This window comes from Megasphaera sp. ASD88 (assembly GCF_002287425.1).
Taxonomy (GTDB): domain Bacteria; phylum Bacillota; class Negativicutes; order Veillonellales; family Megasphaeraceae; genus Megasphaera; species Megasphaera stantonii.
In genome coordinates, this window is record NZ_NQXW01000005.1 from 28,287 (window position 1) to 55,276 (window position 26,990).

Consider the following 26,990-nt stretch of genomic DNA (forward strand, 5'->3'; position numbering starts at 1 on the left):
CCTCCGGAAATTACGCTTCCGGTTTGTCTTCAGCCGTTACCTGTTCTACGGCAGGTTCTTCAGCTTTTGCTTCTTCGTTTGTATCGACAGCATTCTTCAAGATGAAGCTTGCGGCCTTTTTGCGGCCGACAGACTGGACAAGCATCGGAACGCGATGTTCTTTCATAATAATTTTGTAAACTTCTTTCGGATCGGCGCCGAAGTTCTGAGCCATCGTGATGATTTCGGCCTGGAGGTCGATATCCTTTACTTCGATGCTTTCAGCTTTGGCGATAGCTTCCAATACGAGGTCCATCTTGACGTTTTCTTTAGCCGGTTCGGCATACTGTTCTTTCAGTTTGTCCATATCCTGGCCCATGTATTTGAGGTAATCGTCAAGGTTCATGCGCTGCGTTTCCAATTTCATGGACAGTTCTTCGATCATCTGGTCGATCTTGTCGTCGATCATGACCTGGGGAATGTCTACTTCTGCAGCGTTGACGGCAGTCTTCAATACTTCGGAATTGAATTTTTCCAAAGCCTGGAAGGAAGCTCTCGATTCGAGGCGTTTGCGGATGTCGGCCTTCAATTCGTCGACCGTATCGAATTTGCCCGCTTCTTTTGCAAATTCGTCGTTAATAGCCGGCAGTTCGCTGCGTTTTACGTCGTTGACCTTAACGGCGAAAACGGCTTCCTTGCCAGCCAAGGATTTTTCAAAGTAATCTTCGGGGAACGTGACGGTTACGTCTTTTTCGTCGCCTGCCTTGCAGCCGATGAGCTGGTCTTCAAAGCCGGGGATGAAGCTGCCCGAGCCGATCTGCAGCGGATAGGCCTTGCCTTCGCCGCCTTCAAAGGCTACGCCGTCGACGGTGCCCTTGAAATCGATAACGGCAAAGTCGTCTTTTGCGATTTCCGTTCCTTCCGGAGCTACGACGAGCTTGGAGTGCTGCTTCTGCAGGTTAGCCAATTCTTTCGCTACGTCTTCGTCGCTTACGGCAACGACGTCTTTAGCGACTTTGATGCCCTTGTATTCGCCGAGCTTGACTTCCGGCTTTTTCGTAATCGTAGCTTCGAATACGACGTCCTTGCCCTTTTCGTCGCAGATGACGTTGATTTCAGGGTCCGTTACGGGAACGATGTCTTTTTCTTTCAATGCGTCGCTGTACGCTTTATTGGCAATGGCTTCGAAGATTTCCTGTTTCACAGCGTCTTTGCCCAAGAAGCTTTCCAGCACCATGCGCGGTGCTTTGCCTCTGCGGAAACCGGGGATATTTACGCGGTTTGCCAAGTTTTTGCAAGCTGCTGCAGCCGCTTTCGAAGCGTCTTTTGCAGGCACTTCAATGTGCAGGGTTACTTTGTGCTGGTCTACTTCGTTAACTGTTACGTTCATTCTAACTATGTCCTCCTCATGGGCCCAAAAGCCCTAATTTATCTCTAAATTACCATATTACGCTCTACATCATACCACAAGTTTACTTTTTTACAATATAAAAGTAGGAGACAGGCTGGGCGGGCCTTTGACTTTCAAAGTTCTGCCTCCCTGCCGTCTCCTACTGTCCGCTATGCCGCTGTGCGTCTTACCGCAGTTCGCAGCCGAGCGTTTCTTTCAATTCTGCAATGATCGCGTCGATAGGACCCTGAATATCGCTGTCCGTCAATGTCCCCGTTTCCGAACGGAATACGAGGGAATATGCCAGGCTCTTGAATCCCTTCGGTACCTGTTTGCCCGTGTACATATCAAAGAGGTGCACCGCTTCGAGGTACGGGCCGCCGTCCTTCTGAATGACGCCGATGATGTCGGCGTTGGACGTGCCGATCGGAGCCAGGAAGGCCAAATCGCGGCTCGACGCCGGGAACTTGGCGACCTTGTGGTAATCCGGAATCAGGTTGATGAGCGGCAGGATATCAGTCAAATTCATTTCAAAGACGTATACCGGTCCGGCTACGTCGTAGTTGTCGATGACCTTCGGATGAAGCTCGCCGAACTGGCAAAGCACCTTGCCGTCCTTGACGAATTTCGCCGCCTTGCCCGGATGGAGGGGCGCGAAATCAGATACTTCCAAGTCGGCCTGAATACCCAGGCTGGAAAGAATCGTTTCCACGATGCCCTTTATGTCGTAGAAATCGTACTGTTCCGCTTTGTTCGGCCATTCGCCGGTCTGACGCTTGCCGTACAGGAGGCCTGCAGCGTACATTTCCTGTACGGGCAGCTCCGTAATGGGCAGCGATTTCGGCTTATAGACCGGAGCGATTTCATAAATGCCGACCGATTCGTTCTTTACGGCCTGATTGCGTACGAGGACGTCCATGAGGGACGGCAGCAAGGTCGTGCGCATCCACGGGAATTCTTCCGTAATCGGGTTGAGAATCGGAACGGCTTTGTATACGTCGTCCCCTTCGGGGAAGAGCATTTTTTTCAGCGAGTCGGGATGAACGAAGCTGAAGGTAACCGTTTCGTTCAAGCCGCAGCCGTTGAGGACGGCCGAGACTTTTTCGCTTACCTGATGGTGATAGCCTTCTTCCCCTTTGCTGATGTTGGACCAGGGGCGCGTCGAAGGAATGTTTTCATAACCGAAAATACGGGCGACTTCTTCGGCGATATCCGGCATTTCCGTGCAGTCGCGGCGATAAGACGGAACGACAGCCGTCAGCGTTTCGCCGTCTTTTTCGATAACGAACTGGAGCGTTTCCAAGATGTGAATCATCTGTTCCTCCGGAATCTCCGTGCCGAGGAAGGCGTTGACCTGGGCAGCCGTAAAGGAAATGCGGACTGTCTGCTGCGGCCGGGGATACACATCGACGACGCCCTGGGCTACGTCGCAGGCGCCCATCTGCTGCAGGAGCTGGGCACAGCGGTCGAGGGATGCAATGCAGCCTTCGGCGTCGAGGCCCCGTTCAAAACGGGCCGACGCTTCAGAGCGCAGGCCGAGGGACCGGCCGGTGTGACGGATACTCGACCCTTTGAAGGAAGCGCATTCGAGGATAACCGTCTTCGTATCGGCTGTGACTTCCGAGTCATAGCCGCCCATGATGCCGGCGATGCAGCACGGCTTCGCCGGGTCGGCAATGACCAGCATGTTGCCGCTGAGCTTGCGGTCGACGCCGTCAAGGGTCTTCATATCTTCGCCTTCCTTGGCCCGGCGGGCGATGAGGTGATGGTCTACGACGCGGTCGTAGTCATATGCGTGCAGGGGAATCCCCAGCTCGATCATGACGTAGTTCGTCACGTCGACGACGTTGTTGATCGGGCGGACGCCGGACTTGCGCAGGCGCTGCTGCATCCACAAGGGCGATTTGCCGACCTTGACGTTGACCAGCAGACGGGCGGCATAGCGGCTGCACAGTTCTTCGTCTTCAATGGAAACCTTGACCTTGCCGCTGATAGATTCTTCGCATTCATCGACGACGATATCCGGATATTTGGCTTTCTGATTGCTCAGTACGGCAAATTCACGGCTCAGTCCGACCATGGAGAAGCAGTCGGCGCGGTTCGGCGTCAATTCGTATTCGTATACGACGTCCTGCAGGGCCAGGTATTCTACGGCGTCGACGCCTACAGGCGTGTCGTCCGGCAAAATCCAGATGCCGTTCCGTTCTTCCGGCAGGAGCACGCTGTCGTCAAATCCCAGTTCGTGAGCCGAGCAGAGCATGCCGTTCGATTCTACGCCGCGCAGCTTGGAGCGCTTGATCTTGACGCCGCCGGGAAGATGAGCGCCGTGGACGGCGACGGGAACGATCTGCCCTTCCCGCACGTTGGGAGCGCCCGTGACGATCTGCAGCGTTTCACTGCCTACGTCGATTTGGCAAACGACTAATTTATCGGCGTCGGGGTGCTTATCAATTTTCAAAATCTTGCCGGTGACGACCTTTTTGATTTCCGTCCCCCAGTGTTCTACCTGTTCGACAGGAATCCCCGAAATGGTGAGCGTATCGGCAAAGGCCTGAGGGTCCTGCGTCATATCTACATGTACATAATCCTGCATCCATAACAAAGAGCTTTTCATCGTTTTCGTACCTCCTAGAACTGGTTCAAGAACCGCATGTCGTTTTCATAGAACAGGCGCAAGTCGTCGATTCCGTATTTCAGCATGGCAATGCGTTCGACGCCCATGCCGAAGGCGAAGGCGCTGACCTGATTGGGGTCATAGCCGTTCATGCGGAGCACTTCAAAGTTGGTCATGCCGCAGCCGAGGATTTCCAGCCAGCCCGTGTGCGAGCAGACGCGGCAGCCCTTGCCGCCGCACATGACGCAGGAAATGTCGACTTCGGCGCTCGGTTCCGTAAAGGGGAAATAGCTGGCGCGGAAGCGCACCTTCGTCTGCGGGCCAAAGATATCGCGCAGGAAGTCTTCCAGCATGCCTTTTAAGTCGGAGAAGCGGATGCCCTTGTCGACGATCATGCCTTCCATCTGATGGAATACAGGCGAATGAGTCGCGTCGTAGTCGCAGCGGTATACCTTGCCCGGCGCGATGATTTTAAACGGTTCGTTCGGTTTGTGAGCCTGCAGCGTCCGCGCTTCCAGCGGCGACGTATGAGTCCGGAGCAGGATGTTCTGCGTTACGTACATGGAATCCTGCATATCCCGGGCCGGATGGTCTTCCGGCAGGTTCAGGCTTTGGAAATTATAGTAATCCGATTCGATGTCCGGACCTTCTACGATGGAAAAGCCCATGTTCAGGAAGGACTGTTCCATGAGACGGCGCGTCAAATGAAGGGGATGTTCGTGACCCATAACGGGTTTTCTGCCCGGCAGGGTAATATCTATTTTTTCCGACTGGATTTTCATTTCCAGGGATTTTTCCTTGAGTTCTTCCATACGAGCCTTTAAATGGTCTTCGATGATGCCCCGGGCCGTATTGACAAGCTGGCCGACCTGAGGCCGTTCTTCCTTGGAAAGATTTTTTAAATCCTTCATAATAGACGTCAGCTCGCCTTTTTTGCCCAAGTATTTGACGCGTATGTTCTGCACGTCCTGCAGAGCTTCGCTCTTGGCTATTTGTTCGTCTACTGCCGCTTTGATAGCTTCAATCTTATCGCTGATCATCGTCATTGATATATTCCTCCTCTAATACAAATAAAAAAACTTCCGCCCCATGCAGGGGCGAAAGTTTTAATTCCGCGGTACCACCCTAATTGTGTCTCTCGCATTCTGTAACGGGAATACCCGTCCCGCCTACTCCGTTCAGCAGGAAGCTCGAAAGTGAACGCCCTGAATCCTCCGGGTGAAAGCTCTCAATCGACGGCTCTCACTTCCTGTAACCGGCTGCAAATCCATGCTTTCTTTCTCATCGCCATAATACCCTATGCGGGGCTGTAACGTATATATTGTATCAATATAACGTCTTATTTGCAATAACCAAACGCTGAATTTGGTTCGTGCCTTCGTAAATCTGCATGATCTTAGCGTCGCGCATGTATTTTTCGACAGGATATTCTTTAATATATCCATAGCCGCCCATAACCTGTACGGCGTCGGTCGTAACGCGCATCGCCACGTCGGAAGCGTTGCATTTGGCAATGGCCGCTTCGCGGCTGAATTCCATGCCCTGGTCCTTCATCCAGCAGGCGCGGTGTACCAGCAGGCGGGCGCCTTCGATCTGCATAGCCATGTCGGCGATCATGCTCTGTACCATCTGGAACGAAGCGATGGGCTTGTCGAACTGCACGCGGACCTTGGCGTATTCGCAGCAGGCGCGGAAAGCAGCTTCGGCAATGCCGACAGAAACGGCGCCGACGAAGGGACGAGCCGCGTCAAGAGTATTCATGGCAATGCGGAAGCCCTGGCCTTCGCGGCCGAGACGGTCTTCCACGGGGACGAAGCAATCCTGGAAAATGAGTTCCGTCGTATTAGAAGCGCGGATACCCATCTTATTTTCTTCCTTGCCGATGGTAAAGCCCGGCGTACCCTTGCGGACGATGAATGCCGTCAGGCCGCGGACGCCGCCAGTCTTGCGCGTATTGGCGAATACGACGAAGACTTCGGCCAGGGCGCCGTTCGTAATGAAGCATTTCGTGCCGTTCAGGATATAGCCCTTTCCGTCTTCGGTCTTGACGGCGCGGGTCGATACGGAACCGGCGTCGGAGCCTGTGCCAGGTTCGGTCAAGGCAAAGGCCGCCAAATTATCCTGGTTGATGATATCGAAATACCGTTTTTTCTGGTCGTCGTTGCCAGCGATGATAACCGGGTAAGAAGCCAACGCGTTGGCGGCGACCGTCGTAGCTACGCCGGCGCAGCCCTTGCCCAGCTCTTCATAAATACCGGCGATCGTAACGGCGTCTAAGCCGGCGCCGCCGAATTCTTCCGGAATCGCTACGCCCAATAGCCCCTGGGCGGCTAATTTTTCCAACAGGCCTTCGTGCAGTTTTCCCGTTTCATCCATTTCAGAAGCATAGGGAACGATTTCCTTTTCTACTAAATCGCGGACGACTCTGATAAGTTCCTTTTGTTCGTCGTTATAAGCAAAATCCATTGTACTGACCAACCTTCCTTGTTTTTACGTTAGTTAAAGCATGCCAATGATATAAAAAGAAGACCGTCCCTTGACGACGACTGCACCCTGTTCGTTAAAACATTCGCATTCGACGACGATCGTCTTGCCGCCGTGATGAACGACCTGGCCGACGCCGTTCAGGCTTTCGCCGGAATTGACGCGGCGGATATAATTCATATTAATCTCCAGCGTCGTAACCTTGTAGCCCAGCGTACGGCTCGCCATACCCATCAGGGTATCGCAGAACGCAGCCAAAACGCCGCCCGAGGCGATGCCCCGGTAATTGCATAGATTCGGCGTAATTTCAAATTTAAGACGCACCCAACCTTCGGCGAAATCTTCGATCTTGCAGGGAAGATTTTTAAAATAGTGCTTCGGGTCCCGCATATCTGAATAAATGCGGCTAAGCCGTCTCTGCAGCTCTGCGTTCACATCTACATCTATGGGTTTATCAGCGGTCATGTCCCTCTCCACCTCCAAACGCATAGGGTCCGGTTACAAAAAACGTGCCCTTTCCATGAGCTAAATACCGGTCGTTGTTGTCATACAGGTCGCACAAGGCAACCATCGTCGTATGGCCGTTGTGAATGACCCGCGTTTCAGCGCGGATGACCGTATTGGAAAAAGCAGGACGAAGAAAATTCATGGACAAATCCAACGTAAGCACGGCTTTTCCATACACGGCGCAGGCCGTTTCCATCGCGGAAGCCGACATGGAATACAGGACGCCGCCGTACAAGGTGCCGTTGGGATTATCCCATTTCGTCCCTTTGTTTTGAAACTCTAACACCGTCAGTTGTTTATCTGCTGCAATGACGTGGAAATCCATAAACTGATCGAAAGGATTTCTCTGCAATTCGTCATCTAAGGCCTGTACATCAGCCTCCATCGACGCCATCCGCTCCTTTACTTCGTTGGATAAATATATAAATACCTTTATATTTTACTATATCGGCGCAAATACGTCAAACAAAATGGCGCAACTTCCTTGGGATGACAAAAAAAGCTGTGCGCAATGCACAGCTTTGCAACATGCCTGACCTGGTCTTTACCCCCACACTCGCCTGCTGGAAGGTTCGCTCATAGATGTGTATCCCCCACTACTACTTCTCTCGCCGTTTCGCGGCAGGTCTTACTTCTAGGCCGCACTATGATCAGAGCTGCTTTGAGCTCCTTACGTGGATCGCTTCGCCTGCGACTGGCATCGACTTTCAACCACAGCGCATGTTATTTCATATTATACGGAACGGAGCCGTTCCTTGTCAATGGATACACCAAGATGCGGCCCTGCGGCGCGTACTAAAAAGCGCCGCGTCAGTCCGACGCAGCGCTTTTGTTGATGAAATGAAATTTAGAATTTGTAGCCCATACCGACCTGCCAGCCTTCTACGTCATCATCGTAGTTATCCACGTCTACGCTGGCGCTGCGGTATTTTACATGAGCGTCCCAGCTCGACGTAATATCGTAGCCGACGCCGATTTCATAAGAATTAACGTCATCGCCGACGCCGACAGAAGCAAAGCCCTGCAGGCGGTCTGTAAGAGGCAGCTGGCCGCGGAGACCGAACTGATAACCATACGAATTCTTACCCGAATGCCACGTATCCGTGTCGACATAGGAGCCGCCGCCATAAATGGATAAATATGGCGCCAGGCGATAGTTGCCAACTACATAATGTTCGTTGATCTTATTTCCGTTATCGCCTTTCGTATAGTTATTAATATATTGAATATCCCATTTATCATTAAGGACATAGGTCAAATCGCCGCCGACAAAACGGCTTTCCGCACTGCGGTCGCCTTCTTCCTGATCAAACCCGAAGTTGACATTTGCTTTAAAATCACCAGCCTGAGGATTTCGTATAGGTGCAGCAAAAGAAACGGCACTAACCGAAACGAGGGCCGCTAATACGCTGGCCAACACTATCTTTTTCACGGGAAACACCTCCATCGTGTAATCATGCACTACTTATTTCATCATATGTCATATTACTTACATTATACTCTATTTGCCGCGAAAAGGCAAAAATAAGAAAGAGAAATTCTCATTCTTCTTTATAGCGCTCCAGCAATTCTTCTCCAGCCTGTATTACCTGGCTCAGAGGAATGACGGAAATGCCTTTGTATTTGCCTTCTTTAATGATTTTTTTCATGCTCTTGCCCACTTCGTAATGGGTCGTCGATTCCAATACGATAGCCCGGTCTGTATAGGGCCCGTAAAATTTGGGATTGCTCGGCCCGTACAAGGCGACGAGGGGTACGCGCTGGCTTACGGCAATGTGCATAGGACCGCTGTCGTTCGTAATAAACAGGGAGCAGTGCCTAATCGCAGCGGCCAGTTCGCCGATCGAAAATTTTCCCGTCCCTACGACAGGTTTATGCCGCATCAGCGATACGGCTTCGCCGACCATCTCTTCGTCCATCGTACCGCCAAAGAATACGCACGTATAGCCTTTATCGGCAAAGTAATCGGCGACGGCGGCGAACCGGTCGGGAGGCCAGCGTTTCTGGGGCACGGCGCTGCCGATGTTGAAGCCGACGAGCTTATCATTCGGCCCTACGCCCTGAGACGCGTAGAAATCATCGGCCGTTTTATCCCATGCGGGGCAGGTAACCAGCTGCAGGCCGTCGTTTCGGTAATCGTCGATGCCCAGCTGAACCAGCACGTTGAGATACATATCGGCGGCGTGAAAATGGAGGCGATCCAGCCGCGTATACGTGTCCATAAAAGGCCGAATCAAAAAATGACTCATGCCGACGAACTGCTTCGCCTGGATGGCCGCCGCTAAAAACGATGTCCGTTCATTAGGATGAAGATTTATCAAAATGTCGTAATGATTTTTGTGCAGCTCCCGCCCAATACGCCACAGCGCGCCAACTGAATTGTCCTTGCCTTTTTTGTCGACAGTCACGATATGATCCACGTTCGGATTGTAGCGCACGACGTCGGCCACTTTTTCGTCAACGACGAGGGTGATATCCGATCCGTGAGCATGACGGCGCAGTACCTGCAGAAAGGGCGTAATCAGCACCAAATCGCCTAAATGCATTAAGAAGGTTACGATAATTCGTTTGTGACGCAAGTTAATCATTATCTGCCTCCTTTACGATGTCCGTATATGTCTCCCAGACCCTGTCGACGGATATCTGTTTCATGCAGTCCGGGTCGTCGACGAGGGGCTGCTCCTGCGTCGCCGCCGACGTAGGCGAAATAATCATATGGATGTATTCGCTGTGGGCGCCGCCGTACGGCCCCGTCCGATCCGGACAGGTCGGGCCAAACAGGGCGATCAGCTCCTTCTTCAGGGCATTGGCAATATGCAGCGGCCCCGTATCGGCGCTGACGTACAAGCGGGACATGCCAATAGCCGCCATGAGCTCGCGTAAACTGGTCTTTCCTGTATAATCAAACAGACGCGGCGACGCAACGCCTTCGGCAATGGCCCTCCCCTTCGGCACATCGTCGCCGCTGCCCAACAGGACGACGTTCATGCCACCTTGGACAACGCGGCGCAGAAACTCCTGCCAATACGGAACAGGCCATTCCTTTACGTCCCACCGCGCGCCGGGCACGACGGCAATATAAGGGCCCGTCATGCCATCGGCAGCAAATCGCCCTGAAAGCGACGCTTTTTCCGCGTCGACAGACGGAAGAGGAAATTCGACGCCGTCTACAGCGCCGCCTAAAGCGCGTACCGTATCCAAATACCGTTCGATGACGTGGTCGAATTTATGCGCACCCGTCAGCCCCTTGCTGACCAGAAAGCTGCCTTCGCGCATTTCCCAGTAGCCGTACTTTTCCTTCGCGCCACTGCAGAAGGCGACGATCGCGCTTTTGGCCAGCCCCTGCAAATCGAGGCACATATCGAAATGATACTCGTGCAAGGTCCGGCGCAGCTTTTTCAAATAGGACAGCGATTTCAGCCCCTTCTTATCGATATACACGATGTCGTCGATATAAGGTTTGCCCGGCAAAACGGCGGAAAACTGCTTGTGCACAGCCCAGACGATGCGCGCGTCGGGGCAGTTTTCCCGCAGGGCGTACAGCGTCGGCAGCGCGTGCAGCACGTCGCCGAGAGAACTCATTTTGACGATGAGGATATTCTTATATGGTTTCACGGCATTTCCCTTCTTTTACGCTCTTTCGGACAAAATCGAGCAGAGAACCGCCTTCAAATAAATACGACGGCACGCCGGCCCGTTCGCCGCATTCCACGTCGCGGGGCATATCGCCGATCATGACCGACGAGGCCAGGTCGATATCCCAATCGGCCGCCGCCTGCAAAATCATGCCCGGCGCAGGCTTGCGCCAATCGCTCTGTTTATCGTAGGCCTTGACCGGCGCGCCTTCCAGATACGGGCAGTAATACACGGCCGTGACCTTGCCGCCGGCTTCTTCTATCTGCCGGCACATCCAGTTGTGAAGGCGACGCACGTCTTCTTCCGTATAGTAGCCGCGGGCAACGCCGCTCTGGTTCGTCACGACGACGACGTCGTAGCCTTCCTTCGTCAGCCAGGCGACGGCTTCCTTCGCCCCGTCAATCCATTCAAAATCTTCCACACGGCTTAAATAGCCCTTGTCGACGTTGAGGACGCCGTCGCGGTCAAAAAACACGGCCTTTCTCATTCGTAGTACCCGCCGCTCTTTTCGAGGATGCTGCAGTATTCCTTTACTGCTTCGTCGAGAAGGGTAAAGCCCCGGTCGTAGCCGGCCTTCATCAGCTTCTGCGTATCGGCCTGGGTATAGCTCTGATATTTCCCCTTAAGGACTTCCGGGAAAGGAACGTACTCGATATGCCCTTTGCCGCAGTAATCGATGATGCCCTGGACAAATTCGTTGAACGTATGGCCTACGCCGGTACCGCAGTTGTAAATGCCCGACAGCTCCGGATGTTCCCAGAAATAAAATACGACGTTGACGACGTCTTTGACGTAGATGAAGTCGCGAATCTGGCCGCCGTCTCCGTAGCCTGCCGTGCCGGCAAACAAGGTGATTTTGCCCGTTTCCTGCAGCTCGTTGTATTTTTGGAAAATGAGGGACGCCATGCGGTCCTTGTGATTTTCCTGCGGCCCAAAGACATTGAAGTACCGGAAGCCTACAATCTGGCTCTTCGCCAAGGGCATGACGCGGCGGACGAAGCGGTCGAACTGCAGCTTGGAATAGGCGTAGGGATTGAGAGCCTGCTCGCACTGCGGTTCTTCGCGGAAGCCGTTCTTGCCGCTGCCGTAGGTCGATGCCGACGACGCGTACAGGAAGGGAATTTTGCGCTGCATGCAGTAGCGCAGCAAGTTCTTGCTGCCTTCGTAATTGTTCTTCATCATGTAGCGGCCGTCGTAATTCATCGTATCGGAGCAGGCTCCTTCATGGAATACGACGTCAATATAGCCGCAGTCAAAGGTATCGTCGGCCATCTGCATGTCGAAATCTTCATAGTCCATGTAATCGTAGAACGAAAGGCCCTGCAGATTGCGGCATTTGCGTCCGTCCGTCAAGTCGTCGACGATGAGGATATCGTCGATTCCCCGGTTATTCAGTTGTTTTACTATATTGCTGCCGATAAATCCGGCGCCGCCTGTTACGATTTTCATAGTTTACCCTCCTTCGCCAGAGAGGCGATTTTCTGTACTAATCCCGTCGTAGAATACCCTTCTTCAAAGGATATGATTTCTACGCGCTTCACATATTCCCTGCCGACGACCTCTTCGGCCTTGTAGTCGCCGCCCTTTACTAGGATATCCGGCCGCAGCACGCTGAGCAGCTCTGCCGGCGTATCTTCCGTAAACATGACGACTTCGTCGACGCAGCCGAGGGCGCTCAGCAGCACGGCCCGGTCCTCCTCGTGGACGAGAGGGCGCGTTTCGCCCTTCAGACGCCGTACCGACGCGTCGGAATTCAAGCCGACGACGAGGTGCTGTCCCAGCATTGCCGCCTGCTGCAGATACAGGACGTGGCCGCGGTGCAGGATGTCGAAGCAGCCGTTCGTAAAGACGACCGTTTCTCCCTGTTTCTGCCACTGCCGTATTTTTTCCGCCGTTTCTTCCCAGCTCAAGGCCTTGTACGGAGCCCAGCGATTGGGATGCCATTCCTGCCACAGCTTCAGCAGCTCGCTGCGGTGAATCGGATAGGTTCCGACCTTCGTGACGACGATGCCTGCCGCCGCATTGGCAACCTGCAGGCTCGTGCGAATCGACAAATGACTGGCTACAGCCGCCAAAAACGCCGCGGCGACAGTATCACCGGCGCCTGATACGTCGAACACTTCCTGAGCCGTCGCCGGATTGTTCCATACCTTGCCATCCTTGCGGATGACCGTAATCCCCTTTTCCGACCGCGTGACCATGATATGGGCGAAATCATACTGCTCATGGAGCCTGCGCGCCGCATCCACGACGGCCTGGCCTTCGTTAGGTATCTTCTCGCCGCAGCAGTCTCCCAGCTCCTTAATATTAGGCGTCACAAAATCAGCGCCGTTGTACTTGTGCCAGTCGCTGCCCTTCGGGTCGACGAGTATGGGAATTCCCGCCCTGCGGGCCCGTTCGATAACCAGCTGGGACATGCGGTCCGTCAGAACGCCTTTTTTATAATCCGACAAAATCATGCCGTCTAAGCCCTGCGCGATGCGCTGATCCAGCCAGGCCGCCAAGGCGTCTTCTTCTTCCCGTTCAAAGGGGACGGCGTCTTCAAAATCCAGCCGTACCATTTGCTGACGCGAGCCGAGGACCCGCACCTTCGTCGTCGTCACGTGGCCCTTGCGCACGACCATCCCCGTGCCGTCGATGCCGACGTCATCCAGCAGACCGCGCAGAAGAGCGGCGTTTTCATCATCGCCGACTAAGCCGGCTAAATATACGCGGCAGTCTAAATTCGCCAGGTTGGCGGCAACGTTCGCCGCGCCTCCCAGGACCGATGAAATGCGGTTGACCTTATTGACCGGCACAGGCGCTTCCGGAGAAATGCGGTCCACGCTGCCGAAGACGTAACGGTCGACCATGATATCGCCGACGACGGCGATTCGCAGCTTCGGCAATGCATCGTTTAAAAAGTTATCAATATACCCTTCAGTCATACTTACTCCTCAATGTCATGCTGTTCTTCTACGGCTTCCTTCTTTTTCGTTCCCATCAAATGCTCCAGCTCGGCCATAAAGCTTTCCAAATCGGCAAATTTCCGGTATACCGACGCGAAGCGGATATAGGCGACTTCATCGATAGACTTGAGTTCGTCCAAGACCATTTCGCCGATTTTCTCGCTCGTGACTTCCTGAGCCAGAGAATTCCGTATATCCCGTTCTACGTGAGAAACGATGTCTTCCAGCTGCTGCCGCGTTATCATCCGCTTATTGCTGGCCCGCAGCAGACCGTTCAATATCTTGCTGCGGTCGAAGAGCTCGCGGCTGCCGTTGCGCTTAATGACGATGAGCGGCGATTCTTCCACCATCTCGTACGTCGTAAACCGCCGGCCGCAGCTCTGGCACTCCCGGCGGCGGCGAATGGCTCTGCCGTCGTCCGTAGCCCGCGAATCGGTTACTTTGGTATCGTCATGCTTGCAAAAAGGACATTTCATGATGTATTCCTCCTAACGCGCGCGCTGCGCGGGGAATTTTGAAAAAAAGCGGGTCCCTAAGGATCCGCTTTTTACTGTACTGCTTATCTCATCCACGTAGGAATTTCTACGCCGCCGGCATCTTTGGAATCTCCGGCTTTAAGTCCGCCCGCCTGTCCGAAGGAAGGAATCGAAGACGGTTCTTTGCCAAATCCAGTCGCAACGACAGTAATGCGAATCGAATCTTCCATATCCGGGTCAATAACGGAACCGAAGATGATATTGGCATCAGGATCAACAGCTTCGGCAACTTTTTCCGCTGCTTCATTGATTTCATACAAGCTGATATCCGGGCCGCCCGTGACGTTGAGCAGGATGCTCTGCGCGCCGTCGATGCCCATTTCCAGGAGCGGGCTGTGAATCGCGCTGTCGACGGCTTCGACGGCTCTGTTTTCGCCGGAGCCTACGCCGATGCCCATAATCGCTTCGCCCTGATCGGACATAATCGTCTTAACGTCGGCAAAGTCCAGGTTGATGAGGCCTGTCGTCGTAATCAAATCGGAAATGCCCTGCACGCCCTGACGGAGAACGTCGTCGGCTACGAGGAACGCGTCTTTGAGCGGCGTCTTTTTATCGATAATCTGGAGCAGCTTATCGTTCGGAATCGTGATGATCGTATCGACCTTTTCCTTCAGATAGGCCGCGCCCTTTTCAGCCTGTTCCTTACGGCGCTTACCTTCAAAAGCAAAGGGCTTCGTTACGACGGCGACGGTCAGCGCGCCCATTTCCTTGGCACATTCCGCTACGATAGGAGCCGCACCCGTGCCGGTGCCGCCGCCCATGCCGGCCGTGATGAAGACCATATCGGCACCCTGAAGGGCTTTGATGATTTCTTCCTTGCTTTCCAAAGCTGCCTGTTCGCCGACCTGAGGATTAGCGCCGGCGCCGAGGCCGCGCGTCAATTTTTCGCCAATCTGGAGCTTAACGTCGGCCTGCGATACTTCCAATACCTGATCTTCCGTATTCACGGAAATGAACTGCACGCCCTGCAGACCGCTTTCTATCATACGGTTGACGGCGTTGTTTCCGCCGCCGCCGACACCAATTACTTTTATATTTGCAAACTCTGCCATACTTCTGTTTCCTCCTTCAAATTCGTCAGCACTGCTATATATAGATAGGATTCTATATTATTTTACACTATATCGGAAAAATTATCTACATCTTTTTTTAAATCTTTCGGGCCGCTCAACGGCTCAGTTACGGGCTTTCGCCTGTCGTCAGCCCCCCCTTGCCGGAGCAATCCGGCGTCTGGTTACTTACTCTTGACGGACGGAGCGCCGGGCGTCGTGTCGATATATTGAACCAGCAAATGGTTGCTGTCTACTTCCCGCAGCAGCTCGTCGGTAATGGCCGCCCGTTCGACGGGCTTATCGCCCTTGCCCAAGTGAACGGGCAGCGAGTCCGTCGTATAGGCAATGATATTGTCCGGATTGCCTACGTTAATTTCAGCCATATGTTTCAATACGTCCGGCGGCAAATTCTGCAAATATTCCAGGCCGGCCCGGAGGGCGGGATCGGCTATGGTATCCCCCAGCAGCAGCGTATCGACCTTTTTCCCAGTCATAATCGGCACGGATACGCCTTCTATCTGCGGCTCCAGCTCTATGACGACGCCGTCCTTATCCACGTAGGCAAAGCCGTACATCGTCATGACGATAGCAGCCGCCTTCCGCTCGGTCAGCGTCACCTGTATCGTCGCAGGGAACTGCCGTTCTACGACGGCGCTGCTGATGCGCAGATCTTTTTCCAGCCGATTCTTCAGCTCGTCCGGCGACAGCTGCACGACGTTGACGTAGCCCGGAACGCCGCCGGCCCGGTATATATCATCCGTCGTCAGCGTTTCATTTCCCTGAATGACCAGTGTGCCGAAGGGAACGGCGGCGAAGCGCAGAAAGACCCACAGCAGCAGGACGAACAGGACGATGCCGACAGCCGTCAGGCGTCCCTTGCGCTTCTGCTTCCGCTTTTTCTTTATCTTCTCGCGCTTTATGCGCCGCTTCCGACGGCGTGTTTCTTCTTCCTGCAGCTGCTGCCGCCGTTCGGCTTCGCGCCGGTTTCCGTACAAATCGTCCAGCGGATCATGCGCCAAATGGGGCGGCACGAACACGTCGCTCGTATGCTTAAACGCTGCCGCGTTGTCCGGCTTCCGCCGCGAAGTTGTATCCGATGTAAATTGGTAATTACGATAGTTTTCTTTCTTCATGCTACATCCTAACGTACTGTGCAGTTAAAACTTGCCGACAGAGGCTTCCAATAAAATTTTTTCGCACAAGTCTTCAAAGGACAATCCCATCGCGATAGCCGCGTCAGGCACGAGGCTCGTCGCCGTCATGCCGGGCACGGTGTTGATTTCCAGGACGAACGGTTCTCCCTGGCTGTTCGTCATGATGTCGACGCGGGCGACGCCGCTGCACTGGCACAGGTGGAAGACCTGCAGGGCTAAATCCTGCATTTTCTTCGTCAGTTCCGGCGAAATCGGCGCCGGGCAGAGATGCTTCGTCACGCCGGGCGTATATTTCGAATAGTAATCATACCGCCCCGTGCTGGGAACGATTTGAATGACCGGCATAGCCATGTCGTCCATGACGGCGACGGTAAATTCTTCTCCGTCGAGAAAGGCTTCGGCGATGATGGCCGGACCGTAACGGAAGGCTTCATCCAGAGCCGCCCGAATATCCGACGCGTCGCTGACGATGACCGTCCCGATCGTCGACCCCTGGGCCGACGACTTGATGACCACGGGCAGCGAAAAGCGACGCCCAATATCGTCAGCTATATAGTCCAAGCCCTGGGCCGAGAAATAATAGGCGAAGGGAGCCGTCGGAATACCGGCGCCCTGAAAAGCGCATTTGCTCACGACCTTACTCATGCCGACGGCGCTGGCCATGACGCCGGGACCCGTATAGGGAAGGCCCATCATTTCGCAAAGCCCCTGCAGCACGCCGTCTTCGCCGTACCGGCCGTGCAGGGCGTTGAATACGACGTCAATATTTTTTTCCTTAAGCGTCTCTACCAGCCGCTCCGGCACCAGTTCAATCGTCTCTACAGCGTAGCCTTTCGTCGTCAACGCTTTGGCAATAGCCGCGCCGGTATTGCGCGATACTTCTGCTTCCGACGACGGGCCGCCGACGACGACGGCAATTTTTTTCTGTTTCATCGTTTCTATAGTAGTGTTCATGTTTTTAATCTTATCCTTTTGCTTCCGCCAAGTATTGTTCTCCCACTTTATAAATGTCTCCGGCTCCCATGGTAATGATTAAATCCAGCGGCCGGGCATGTTCTTTCAAATATGTGACGACGTCTTCCGTATGGGGAATGTAGATGACGTCCTGTCCGGTCTTTTCGCGAACCTTATCGGCAATAAGCCGGCCCGTCACGCCCGGAATAGGATCTTCGCCGGCGCTGTATACGTCGGTCACAATGAGGACGTCGGCTTTAGCAAAGGCCGAGCCGTAATCTTCAAGAAGGAGCTGCGTCCGCGTATAGCGGTGCGGCTGAAACAGGCAGACGACGCGGTGCGTGCCCATGTCGCGGGCCGCCGTGAGGGTGGCGTTGATTTCCGTCGGGTGATGGGCATAATCGTCGACGACCCATACGTCGCCGGCAAAGCCTTTCGTTTGAAAGCGCCGCTTTGCGCCGTGAAAATGGGACAACGCTGAAGCTACCTGACTGAAGGAAATGCCGCAGCGCAGCGCCACAGCCGTCGTCGCCAGCGCGTTCAGGACATTGTGCCGTCCCGGCACGTTCAGCATCAGTTCGCCCAGCGTCTCGCCGTGAAACAGCACGTCAAAATACAGCTTGCCCTTGGCATAATGGAGATTCCGAGCCTGATAATCCGCCTCAGCCTCGATGCCGTACGTCAGATACCGGCGCTGCAGAGACGGCGCCAGACGGCGGATGTATTCGTTTTCAAAGCACAGGACGGCCAGCCCCTGCTCGGCGTCCAGCTTCTGTATAAACTCCTTAAAGGCTTCGACGACGTTGTCCATGGAGCCGTAATGATCCATGTGATCGGCGTCGATATTGGTTACGACAGCGATATACGGCGACTGCTTCAGGAAGGTCCCGTCGCTTTCGTCGGCTTCGGCAATGACGTATTCGCCTTTGCCTAAAATCGAATTGCTGTGCAGGTAATCGACTTCACCGCCGATGACGATAGTCGGTTCCAGATGGCTTTCTTCAAAGACCTGGCCGAGCATGGACGACGTCGTCGTCTTGCCGTGCGCTCCGGCGACGGATATGCCCTTGCCCCAGGTCATGATATGTACCAGCGCGTCGGACCGATGTATAACCGGGATATGCCTCCGCCGCGCTTCTACTACTTCTGCATTCGTTTCGCGAATTGCCGAAGAGATGACGACGACTTCGGCATCCTGCAGATTTTCCGCCTTCTGGCCGATGCAGATGCGCGCGCCCTGTTCGGCAAATTTATCCGTAATGGCCGACCGCTTGAGGTCCGACCCCGATACGATATATCCTTTTTCTATGAAAACGTTGGCTATTGCCCGCATGCCTGCGCCGGCAATGCCGATAAAATGTACTTTTCGTACGTCGTTGAGATTGACCATGGTCTTACACATCCTTACTTTGCGCCGCTTCCCGTGCGTCGGCGCGCAATCGATAACGCCAGCTTCGCAATGTCGTGAGCGGCCTGAGGCCGGCCCAGAGCCTTGCTGGCCTTGGCCATGGAAGCTAACGCTTCCGGATCTTCTTTTAAATGAAGGATTTCTTCCAGCAAATCCTTACCGGTCAGCATCTTGTCCAGGATCATCTTAGCCGCGCCGCACATGACCAGGGCCTGGGCGTTGTACCGCTGATGATCTTCCGCCGCGTAGGGATAGGGAATCAAAATCGAAGGAACGCCCCGCACCGTCAATTCAGCCAACCCGACAGCGCCGGCACGATATACGGCCAAATCAGCCGCCGCCAACGCTTCCGGCATCTGATGCAGGTACGGTATAATACGGCTTCCCTCGCCGTACCGCCCTTTGCCGTCGATGCCTTCGAGCTGCTTGACGACACGGTCGTACTCGTGGTCTCCCGTAATATGAAGAATCTGTATGTCCTTGACATCCTTAAAATACCGATGCACTTCAATCATGGCCGAGTTGATACTGCGCGCCCCGCGGCTGCCGCCGGCGACGAGGAGCGTAAATTTATGCGGGTCCAGCCCCAGCAGGCTGCGCCCTTCTTCCTTGCTTACCGTCAAAATATCCTTGCGGACAGGATTTCCCGTATACACGAGATTTTCTTTTTTCTTAAACCGGCCGGCCGCTTCCCTATATCCCAGGGCGATGCGGTTGGCAAACTTGCTCAAAATCAAATTGGTCACGCCGGGGATGACGTTTTGCTCCTGCACGAGCGTCGGAATACCGCTCAGGCTGGCCGCCAGCAGCACGGGGCCGCAGACGAATCCGCCCGTACCGATGACGACTTCCGGCTTAAACCGATGAATAATGCGTTCGGCCTTAAATACGCTTCCCGCCGTCTTTCCCAGCGTCACTACGTTGCGGAAGGAAATGCGGCGTTCCAGTCCCCGTACGTCTATGGTCACAAAAGGCAGTCCTTCTTTAGGAATCAGCGTATTTTCCAACCCTATCTTCGAGCCTACGTAGAGAAACTCCGTCGGCTCGATATCGGCAATAGCGCGGGCAATTGTTATTGCCGGATAGATATGGCCGCCTGTTCCGCCTCCTGAAATAATTACTCGACCCATGTTTTTGCCCCCTACCAATCAAAAATAAATATATGGCTATATCGCGTTGACGATTCCCTTGAAGACCCGTCCGCGCTGCTCAAAATTATCGTACATGTCAAAGCTCGAGCATGCCGGAGACAACAGTACGGCCTGCGGCGCTTTGGCAATCTTGCGGGCCATCATAATCGCCCGTTCCATGCTGTATCCGGCTCGGCGAATATCCTTGACGCCGGCCTTCTTCGCTTCCTGTTCAAACCGATCTGCCGCCGCGCCGATCAATATAAGCGTATCGACCTTTTCGGCGGCCAGCTTCATAAACTCGTCGAGAGGTGTCATCTTATCGTAGCCGCCGGCAATCAAGACCAAGTGTCCCGAAAACGCTTCCAGCGCTTTGATAGACGCGTCGGTATTCGTTCCTTTTGAATCATTGTAATAGGTGACGCCGTGAATTGTGCGCACTTTTTCCAGACGGTGCTCTACGCCCCGGAACGATTTCAATACGCCAGAGATCACGTCGAGAGGCACGCCGGCGGCGTAAGCCAGCAGCGACGCAGCCAAACAATTTTGAATATTATGCTTGCCGAATAAATGAAGTTCGTCTTCCCGGCAAATGAGCGTATCCTGGCCGTCCATGCGGAGGATAAGCTGCCCGTCCTGATAAAACGCACCGACAGGCACTTCGCCCTGCGTGGAAAACCAGACGACGCGGCCCGTCATGTCCGGAGCCATGGCCCTGACCAGCGGGTCGTCGTAATTCAGCACAGCCGTATCGTCCCCATCCTGATTGCGGAAAATGCGCTTCTTCGCTTCGGCGTAGGCTTCCATCGTATGATGGCGGTCTAGGTGGTCCGGCGTAATATTCAGGACGACGGCCGCTTTAGCCTTCATCGTCTGCGTAAATTCCAGCTGGAAGCTGGACAATTCCGCTACGACGACGGCTTCCTTCGGCAAATCTGCCGCCTGCTCGGAAAGGCCGATGCCGATATTGCCGCCGACGACAGTCTGACGGCCTGAGGCCTTCATGATTTCCCCCAGCAGGGTCGTCGTCGTCGTCTTCCCGTTCGTACCCGTCACGCCCAATATGTCGGCATCGGTTACGCGGCAGGCTGTTTCTACTTCACTCCAAACGGGCAAACGGCGCGACAGCGCTTCTTTCATAATGGGAATTTCCGGAGAAATAACCGGCGACGGCACGACGATGTCCACGCCGTCCAGCAGCGAATTTTCCTGGCTGCCGAATACGAACTTGACGCCGGCACGCTGCAGCGCCGGCCACGGCTCTTCCGTGCAGTCGATGTCCTTTTTGTCATTGAGAATAACTGCGCCGCCGTGACGGGCCAAGGCCATCGATGCGGCCCGGCCGCTGATACCTGCGCCGATGACCAATATTTTTTTTCCGGAAAAATCCATTATGCTCATTTGCCAACACCTGCTTTGTTCAGATAATATGAATACCCTCTATTTGCACGATAAGACGACGATAATCGCCAATATCGCCATGAGGGCGGAAAAACTCCAAAAAACGGTAACTACCTTTACTTCGCTCCAGCCAGACAGTTCAAAATGATGATGAATAGGGCTCATTTTGAATACGCGCACGCCCCGCGTCTTAAAGGAAACAACCTGAATGATAACCGATAAGGCTTCAATGACGTATAATCCGCCTGCCAGAATGAGAAGCAGCTCCGTCTTCGTCAAGATAGCCATCGCCGCCAGCGCCCCGCCCAAAGCCAGCGAACCTGTATCGCCCATAAACATCTTGGCCGGGTGCTGGTTATAAAACAGAAAGCCCAGGCAGGCGCCGGTCAAGGCCGCGCTGAACACGGCGAAATTGACGTATCCCAGCGCTACGGCAATGACGACGTAGGCCACAGACGTAATCGCGCAGGAACCGGCCGCCAGGCCGTCCAAGCCGTCCGTCAGGTTGACGGCATTGCTGGCTCCGACGATCATGACAAACACAAAGATATAATAGAAGAATCCCAAATCGATCGTAATCGACGTGAAGGGAATCCAAAGAGTCGTAGGAAATTGAAGGAATTCCTTTAAAATGAAGCAAAATACGGCTGCCATAACGAACTGGCCGAGCAATTTCTGCTTGGCTGTCAGCCCCAGATTACGCCGTTTCACCGCTTTGATGCTGTCGTCGAGGAATCCGATGACGCCGTGTCCGAACGTCAGAAACAAAGCCAGGCCCTTGCGCAGATCCGACGGATTGAATACCAGACAGGAGACAACCAAAGCGATCAGAATCAAGATGCCGCCCATCGTCGGCGTCCCGGCTTTATACTTATGGCTCTGCGGGCCTTCTTCCCGTTCAGATTGGCGGGCATGGAATTTCTTTAACTGCCCGATAACCGGCTTGCCCAGCACTAAGGCGATGACCAGGCTGACGGCGAATCCAAATATCAGCGTATTTAACATTCACATGACTTCCTTTCGAAATATGACAGTATTTTTTCCATGGCAAACCCGCGGGACCCTTTCAGCAGCACCGTATCACCCGGCTGCAGCAGTTCTTTCAGGCAGGCGGCGCATTCGTCATGCGTCGCGGCCGTGTAGACCTGCTTCATGCCGCCTTCTCTCGCCGCGCAGGCAATATATCCGGCCAGCTCGCCCATGGTAATGAGGACGTCAATACCCGACGAGGCGATCTCCCGGCCGATGGCTTCATGTTCTTCCCGGGCCCAATCGCCTAATTCCAGCATGCCGCCCAATACGGCAATTTTCCGGCCCGTCGTCAAGGCGCCCAGAGAACGGATAGCCGCGCTCATGGAAGCCGGATTGGCGTTATAGGCGTCGTTGATAAACGTATACGGCGCCAAGGAAATCAGCTCTTCCCGCATGGGCACGCCTTTATACGCCGCCAGGCCGCGCCGGATTTCTTCGGCCGAAAGGCCCGTCAAGCAGCCGACGGCAGCCGCAGCCAATCCGTTATAGGCGTGGTGGCGGCTGATTGCCGGAATCTGCGCCGCGAAGACATCGCTGCCGCAGTGGCAGGTGAAGGTTACGCCCTGCTCGCTTACGGCTATCTGCTCGGCCCAGATATCGTCGCCCGCCTCGGTGCCGTAGGTCAGCACGCTGCCGCGGCATAGGGCGGCCATCGGGGCTACGAAGGAATCGTCGGCATTCAATACGGCCGTGCCCTTTTCGTCAAGAGCCAAAACAAGCTCGCTCTTCGCCTTGGCGATGTTTTCCTGCGACCCCAGGAGTTCAATATGGCTCTTGCCGACGTTCGTCACGACGCCGATAGTCGGCTCGGCAATGGCCGCCAGCTCGGCAATCTGTCCCAAGCCGCGCATGCCCATTTCGACGACGCAGGCTTCGTGCCGTTCCGTCAGCTGCAGCAGCGTGCGCGGCAGGCCGATTTCGTTGTTGAAATTTTTTTCCGTCTGCAGCACGTCATATTTCTGCGACAGGACGGAGGCAATCATATTTCGCGTCGACGTCTTGCCGACGGAGCCCGTTACGGCTACGACGGGAATGGAAAAACGGCGGCGATGGAAGCGGGCCAAAGCCTGATAGGCCTTCAGCGTATCGTCTGCGACGAAAACAGCAATGCCGTACTCTCTGTATTCATCCCGCATTTTGGACACGATAACGCCGGCCGCGCCCTGCTGCACGGCTTTGCCGACAAAATCATGACCGTCAAACCGCTCGCCCTTGAGGGCTACAAACAACGCGTCCCTGCCGATGACCCGCGTATCCGTTTCCACGCCGGAAAATAAAGTCTTTTCGCCGCTGACGGCGACAGACGCTCCCGTCGCCTCTTGTATTTCTGTCTTCGTAAAGGAAGCCATTTTCTTATCGCCCCTTTAACGCCAGCACGGCCTTGCGCGCTTCTTCGCGATCGTCGAAGTGAATCGTGCCGTCTTTTAAAATCTGATACGTTTCATGACCCTTGCCGGCAATAACGATGATGTCGCCGGTCTGCGCCAGTTCGACGGCTCTCTGGATAGCCGACCGGCGGTCGACGATGACTTCGTGATGCTGGCCCGGCTTGAGGCCCTGCTTTACGCCGGCTTCCACTTCAGCGACAATGGCGTCGGGGTCTTCCGAACGGGGATTGTCCGACGTGACGATGGGAATGTCGGCGTGTTCTGCCGCAATCTTGCCCATGATGGGGCGCTTCGTCCGGTCGCGGTCGCCGCCGCAGCCGAAGACGGCTAAAATACGGTTCGGATGCATGGCACGAGCTGTCGTCAAGGCCTTTTCCAGGCTGTCCGGCGTGTGGGAATAATCGACGACGATGGCAAAATCCTGACCGGCTTCGACGAGCTCGAAGCGGCCTGCTACGGAGTGGAAGGTCTGTATAGCACTGTCGATGATTTCCGTATCGACGCCTTCGGCATGGGCCGCGCCGATAGCCGCCAGCGTATTATATACGTTGAACAAGCCGGTAATATTCATATTCAGATGGACGCTGCCGAAGGGCCCGGTCACGTCGAAGGACGATTTCTTCAGTTCAACGTTCAGATTCGACCCTCTCAAGTCGGCTTCTTTTTCTACGCCATAGGTCAGGACCTTGCACTGGCAGGCCTTGAGGATATCCTTGGACCACGGGTCGTCGATGTTGACGACAGCCGTCTTATTGTCCTTGACATGTTCGCGGAAAGACAAGCCCTTGAATAACTTGGCCTTAGCGGCTACGTAGTCTTCCATCGTCTTGTGAAAATCGAGGTGATCCTGCGTCAAATTCGTGAATACGGCCGTATCGAATTCAATGCCGGCTACGCGGTGCAGGGCCAGGGCATGGCTCGATACTTCCATGACGACGTGGGTCATGCCCTTTTCGTACATGAGCGCTAGGAAGCGCTGCAGCTCGACGACGTCAGGCGTCGTGTTGTGAATGGGCAGCTCTTCGTCGTCGATGAGGGCGTGAATCGTGCCGAGAACGCCGACATGATGGCCGGCGGCCCGCAGAATATGGGCGATGATATGAGTCGTCGTCGTCTTGCCGTTCGTGCCGGTTACGCCAATCATGCGCATCTTGCGGCCGGGATAATCATAAAAATAGGGAACCATGTCTTCCAACGCATGGTGGATATCCGGCACCCGGATCTGCACGGTGCCCTTAGGCAATTCCAAATGCTTCGTCGTCAAGACGGCGACGGCGCCTTTTTCCACAGCCTGGACGGCAAAGGAAGCGCCGTCGACGTGAACGCCGGAAATGCACACGAATAAATTGCCCGGCTCGATTTCCCGCGAATCAGCGGCGATGCCCGTAATCGGCGTTTCTACGTTGCCTTCTACGTTGTATATGCCCTTAATTTGCTTGCAAAGTTCACTTACTGTCTTCATCCTCAACATCCTCCTCGCAATCTGTATGTACGCATACTCATTTCTATTAAAGCAAACAACAATAGCAGCCTTGGGTAAAGGCTGCTGATGTCATCATATTATCGGCCTGTATGGGCTGCTTCCTTCTGGGGATCGGACGACTGGCCGCCGTACAGCACATACGTCGGCGCAACCATGCCCAGCTGTTTCGTAGCGACCGTATATATCCGCTCAGGTGCTTCCAGCTTGGCGATATCAACGCGTAAGTTCTCATTTTCACGCTGCAGTGCCTGCACCTGTCTTTTTTCATTCATCAGCGCATAACCATAATCAGTTTTAGCCGCAGATAAGGCAATATATGTCAGCAAAAAAAAGCAAATCAGCCCTACTACCGACAAGGTACGCAGGATAAGGCCCGAAAAATTCCTGTCGGCCGGAACCGCCTCTTGCCTCTGCTCTGCATACCGTATGTATCCTGCTTTTCTGGACAACATATTATATCACATCCATTCGACGAATTACTACCAGTACCTTGTAAATATTATTTTCGAATTCCGACGCGCAGCTTGGCGCTCCGGGCGCGCGGATTCTGCTCCAGCTCTTCCGGCGACGGAGAAATAGCCTGCCGCTTCGCTTTCAATATGGCCTTATGATGGCACGTGCACACGGGAATATCGGGCGGGCAGATGCAGTCCGTAGCCAATACTTTCAGCGTTTGCTTTGTAATGCGGTCTTCTAGCGAATGGAAGGTGATGACGCATATATGTCCCCCGGGCTTAAGCCGGTTGGCCGCGCTTTCCAGCGCATTGCGCAGAATGCCGAGTTCGTCGTTGACTTCGATGCGGATGGCCTGAAAGGTCCGCTTGGCCGGATGAGGGCCGTCCTTTCTGGCGCCGGCTGGAATAGCCTTTTTGATAATCGAGACGAGCTCGCCAGTCCGTTCAATGGCCTTTTCTTTGCGGGCGGCAACGATAAAGGAGGCAATGCGCTTGGCCCAGCGTTCTTCGCCGTACTCCTTGATAATGCGGTACAACTCGCCTTCGCTGTACGAATTGACTACGTCGTAGGCGCTTTTGCCGCGGCTGCGGTCCATGCGCATATCCAGCGGGCCGTCCTGCATGTATGAAAAGCCCCGTTCCGGCGTGTCGAGCTGATAACTAGATACGCCTAAATCAAACATGACTCCGTCGACGGCGTCGATTCCCAGCTCGTCGAGGACGTCGGACAGCTGGCTGAAATTGCGCTGCACCAGAATATGACGGCAAGCCGTATCTTCCAGCCGCTTCGTCGCCGCGGCGATGGCGTCAGCGTCCTGATCGAGGCCGATGAGCAGGCCGTCGTCGTTCAGCCGCTCCGCCAGCGCATGGGAATGGCCGCCGCCGCCGAGGGTACAGTCTACGTAAACCCCGCTGGGATTTCCTATAAGATTGTCAATCGTTTCCTCGCGGAGAACGCTAACATGATGAAACGCCATAATACCTCCTAAAACTCAATATCCAGAGATTCGTCCAGACTTTCGGCGATCTCTTCCATATCTGGCACGATCTTGGCCGCATATTCTTCGTACGCCTCCTGGGCCCAGATTTCTATCTTATCGCCCGTCCCCAGTATGGTCACGTCCTTTTTCAACTGGGCGTACTCGCGCAGCGTCCCCGGAATCAGAATGCGTCCCTGCCGGTCAAATTCAACTTCAGCGGCGCTGCCGAACAAAAAGCGCTTGAAAGCCCGGACATTTTCCTTCGAAGCCTTCAGCTTTTTCATGCCGTTGGCCAAATTGATCCACGCTTCCATCGTATACACGGAGAGACAACCTTCCAGTCCACGGGTGACTACGAAGGAAGATCCCAATTCGTCGCGGAATTTCGCAGGCAGGATCACGCGGCCCTTCGCATCGATCGTATGCGAATATTCTCCCATGAACATCTTGTCGTCATCT

Annotated in this window: 25 protein-coding genes; all 25 read right to left on the reverse strand. The window is 54.4% G+C overall.

Annotated features, from left to right (window positions below; genetic code table 11):
* Window positions 1-10 precede the first annotated feature (10 nt).
* Entirely contained in the window at window positions 11-1,369 is a 1,359-nt protein-coding gene (tig, locus tag CJ260_RS04675) for a trigger factor (protein ID WP_095629358.1), read from the reverse strand.
* Window positions 1,370-1,556: 187 nt separating this feature from the next.
* Window positions 1,557-3,983, reverse strand: coding sequence for a phenylalanine--tRNA ligase subunit beta (gene pheT, locus CJ260_RS04680; protein ID WP_095629359.1), 2,427 nt, complete (start codon window positions 3,981-3,983; stop codon window positions 1,557-1,559).
* 14 nt (window positions 3,984-3,997) lie between these two features.
* The gene (pheS, locus tag CJ260_RS04685) at window positions 3,998-5,023 is read right to left on the reverse strand and encodes a phenylalanine--tRNA ligase subunit alpha (RefSeq protein ID WP_087477186.1); all 1,026 of its coding nucleotides are present in this window, start codon (window positions 5,021-5,023) and stop codon (window positions 3,998-4,000) included.
* A gap of 286 nt (window positions 5,024-5,309) precedes the next feature.
* The gene (locus CJ260_RS04690) at window positions 5,310-6,449 is read right to left on the reverse strand and encodes an acyl-CoA dehydrogenase family protein (protein WP_087477172.1); all 1,140 of its coding nucleotides are present in this window, start codon (window positions 6,447-6,449) and stop codon (window positions 5,310-5,312) included.
* Window positions 6,450-6,482: 33 nt separating this feature from the next.
* Window positions 6,483-6,932 carry a PaaI family thioesterase gene (locus CJ260_RS04695; protein ID WP_162860283.1) on the reverse strand — a complete coding sequence of 150 codons (450 nt, stop codon included), beginning with the start codon at window positions 6,930-6,932 and terminating at the stop codon, window positions 6,483-6,485.
* A complete protein-coding gene (locus CJ260_RS04700) occupies window positions 6,922-7,359 on the reverse strand; it encodes a PaaI family thioesterase (RefSeq protein ID WP_095629360.1) in 438 nt (145 codons plus the stop codon). The genes CJ260_RS04695 and CJ260_RS04700 overlap by 11 nt, the downstream gene beginning before the upstream one ends.
* 462 nt (window positions 7,360-7,821) lie before the next feature.
* On the reverse strand, window positions 7,822-8,406 hold the full coding sequence (locus tag CJ260_RS04705; RefSeq protein ID WP_095629361.1) for an outer membrane beta-barrel protein: 585 nt from the start codon (window positions 8,404-8,406) through the stop codon (window positions 7,822-7,824).
* Between the two features lie 109 nt (window positions 8,407-8,515).
* Window positions 8,516-9,562, reverse strand: coding sequence for a glycosyltransferase family 9 protein (locus tag CJ260_RS04710; protein ID WP_095629362.1), 1,047 nt, complete (start codon window positions 9,560-9,562; stop codon window positions 8,516-8,518).
* On the reverse strand, window positions 9,555-10,589 hold the full coding sequence (locus CJ260_RS04715; protein ID WP_095629363.1) for a glycosyltransferase family 9 protein: 1,035 nt from the start codon (window positions 10,587-10,589) through the stop codon (window positions 9,555-9,557). The genes CJ260_RS04710 and CJ260_RS04715 overlap by 8 nt, the downstream gene beginning before the upstream one ends.
* Window positions 10,576-11,097 carry an HAD-IIIA family hydrolase gene (locus tag CJ260_RS04720; protein WP_095629364.1) on the reverse strand — a complete coding sequence of 174 codons (522 nt, stop codon included), beginning with the start codon at window positions 11,095-11,097 and terminating at the stop codon, window positions 10,576-10,578. Before CJ260_RS04720 ends, CJ260_RS04715 begins: the two co-directional genes overlap by 14 nt.
* Window positions 11,094-12,059, reverse strand: coding sequence for an ADP-glyceromanno-heptose 6-epimerase (gene rfaD / locus CJ260_RS04725; RefSeq protein WP_095629365.1), 966 nt, complete (start codon window positions 12,057-12,059; stop codon window positions 11,094-11,096). Before rfaD ends, CJ260_RS04720 begins: the two co-directional genes overlap by 4 nt.
* Entirely contained in the window at window positions 12,056-13,537 is a 1,482-nt protein-coding gene (gene rfaE1 / locus CJ260_RS04730; protein ID WP_095629366.1) for a D-glycero-beta-D-manno-heptose-7-phosphate kinase, read from the reverse strand. Before rfaE1 ends, rfaD begins: the two co-directional genes overlap by 4 nt.
* 2 nt (window positions 13,538-13,539) lie before the next feature.
* Window positions 13,540-14,034: a transcriptional regulator NrdR gene (gene nrdR / locus CJ260_RS04735; RefSeq protein ID WP_087478060.1), complete on the reverse strand. Its 495-nt coding sequence runs from the start codon at window positions 14,032-14,034 to the stop codon at window positions 13,540-13,542.
* A gap of 83 nt (window positions 14,035-14,117) precedes the next feature.
* Window positions 14,118-15,146 carry a cell division protein FtsZ gene (ftsZ, locus tag CJ260_RS04740; protein ID WP_087478061.1) on the reverse strand — a complete coding sequence of 343 codons (1,029 nt, stop codon included), beginning with the start codon at window positions 15,144-15,146 and terminating at the stop codon, window positions 14,118-14,120.
* A gap of 182 nt (window positions 15,147-15,328) precedes the next feature.
* The gene (locus tag CJ260_RS04745; RefSeq protein ID WP_087478062.1) at window positions 15,329-16,279 is read right to left on the reverse strand and encodes a cell division protein FtsQ/DivIB; all 951 of its coding nucleotides are present in this window, start codon (window positions 16,277-16,279) and stop codon (window positions 15,329-15,331) included.
* A gap of 24 nt (window positions 16,280-16,303) precedes the next feature.
* Window positions 16,304-17,233: a D-alanine--D-alanine ligase gene (locus CJ260_RS04750; protein ID WP_162860322.1), complete on the reverse strand. Its 930-nt coding sequence runs from the start codon at window positions 17,231-17,233 to the stop codon at window positions 16,304-16,306.
* A 31-nt stretch (window positions 17,234-17,264) separates the two neighbouring features.
* Window positions 17,265-18,644: a UDP-N-acetylmuramate--L-alanine ligase gene (murC, locus tag CJ260_RS04755; protein WP_087478063.1), complete on the reverse strand. Its 1,380-nt coding sequence runs from the start codon at window positions 18,642-18,644 to the stop codon at window positions 17,265-17,267.
* Window positions 18,645-18,658: 14 nt separating this feature from the next.
* A complete protein-coding gene (murG, locus tag CJ260_RS04760) occupies window positions 18,659-19,792 on the reverse strand; it encodes an undecaprenyldiphospho-muramoylpentapeptide beta-N-acetylglucosaminyltransferase (protein ID WP_095629367.1) in 1,134 nt (377 codons plus the stop codon).
* A 36-nt stretch (window positions 19,793-19,828) separates the two neighbouring features.
* Window positions 19,829-21,193: a UDP-N-acetylmuramoyl-L-alanine--D-glutamate ligase gene (gene murD, locus CJ260_RS04765; protein ID WP_095629368.1), complete on the reverse strand. Its 1,365-nt coding sequence runs from the start codon at window positions 21,191-21,193 to the stop codon at window positions 19,829-19,831.
* Between the two features lie 39 nt (window positions 21,194-21,232).
* Window positions 21,233-22,198 carry a phospho-N-acetylmuramoyl-pentapeptide-transferase gene (gene mraY, locus CJ260_RS04770; protein WP_087478066.1) on the reverse strand — a complete coding sequence of 322 codons (966 nt, stop codon included), beginning with the start codon at window positions 22,196-22,198 and terminating at the stop codon, window positions 21,233-21,235.
* Entirely contained in the window at window positions 22,192-23,574 is a 1,383-nt protein-coding gene (gene murF, locus CJ260_RS04775) for a UDP-N-acetylmuramoyl-tripeptide--D-alanyl-D-alanine ligase (RefSeq protein WP_095629369.1), read from the reverse strand. The genes mraY and murF overlap by 7 nt, the downstream gene beginning before the upstream one ends.
* Before the next feature lie 4 nt (window positions 23,575-23,578).
* Window positions 23,579-25,075, reverse strand: coding sequence for a UDP-N-acetylmuramoyl-L-alanyl-D-glutamate--2,6-diaminopimelate ligase (locus tag CJ260_RS04780; protein WP_095629370.1), 1,497 nt, complete (start codon window positions 25,073-25,075; stop codon window positions 23,579-23,581).
* 98 nt (window positions 25,076-25,173) lie between these two features.
* Window positions 25,174-25,368: a cell division protein FtsL gene (locus CJ260_RS13110; protein ID WP_233127899.1), complete on the reverse strand. Its 195-nt coding sequence runs from the start codon at window positions 25,366-25,368 to the stop codon at window positions 25,174-25,176.
* Between the two features lie 227 nt (window positions 25,369-25,595).
* Window positions 25,596-26,528 (reverse strand): 16S rRNA (cytosine(1402)-N(4))-methyltransferase RsmH, encoded by a 933-nt coding sequence (rsmH, locus tag CJ260_RS04790; RefSeq protein WP_095629372.1) that lies wholly within the window; start codon window positions 26,526-26,528, stop codon window positions 25,596-25,598.
* Between the two features lie 8 nt (window positions 26,529-26,536).
* Complete coding sequence (gene mraZ, locus CJ260_RS04795) at window positions 26,537-26,977, reverse strand: division/cell wall cluster transcriptional repressor MraZ (protein WP_087478071.1); 441 nt, start codon at window positions 26,975-26,977, stop codon at window positions 26,537-26,539.
* Between the last annotated feature and the right edge of the window lie 13 nt (window positions 26,978-26,990).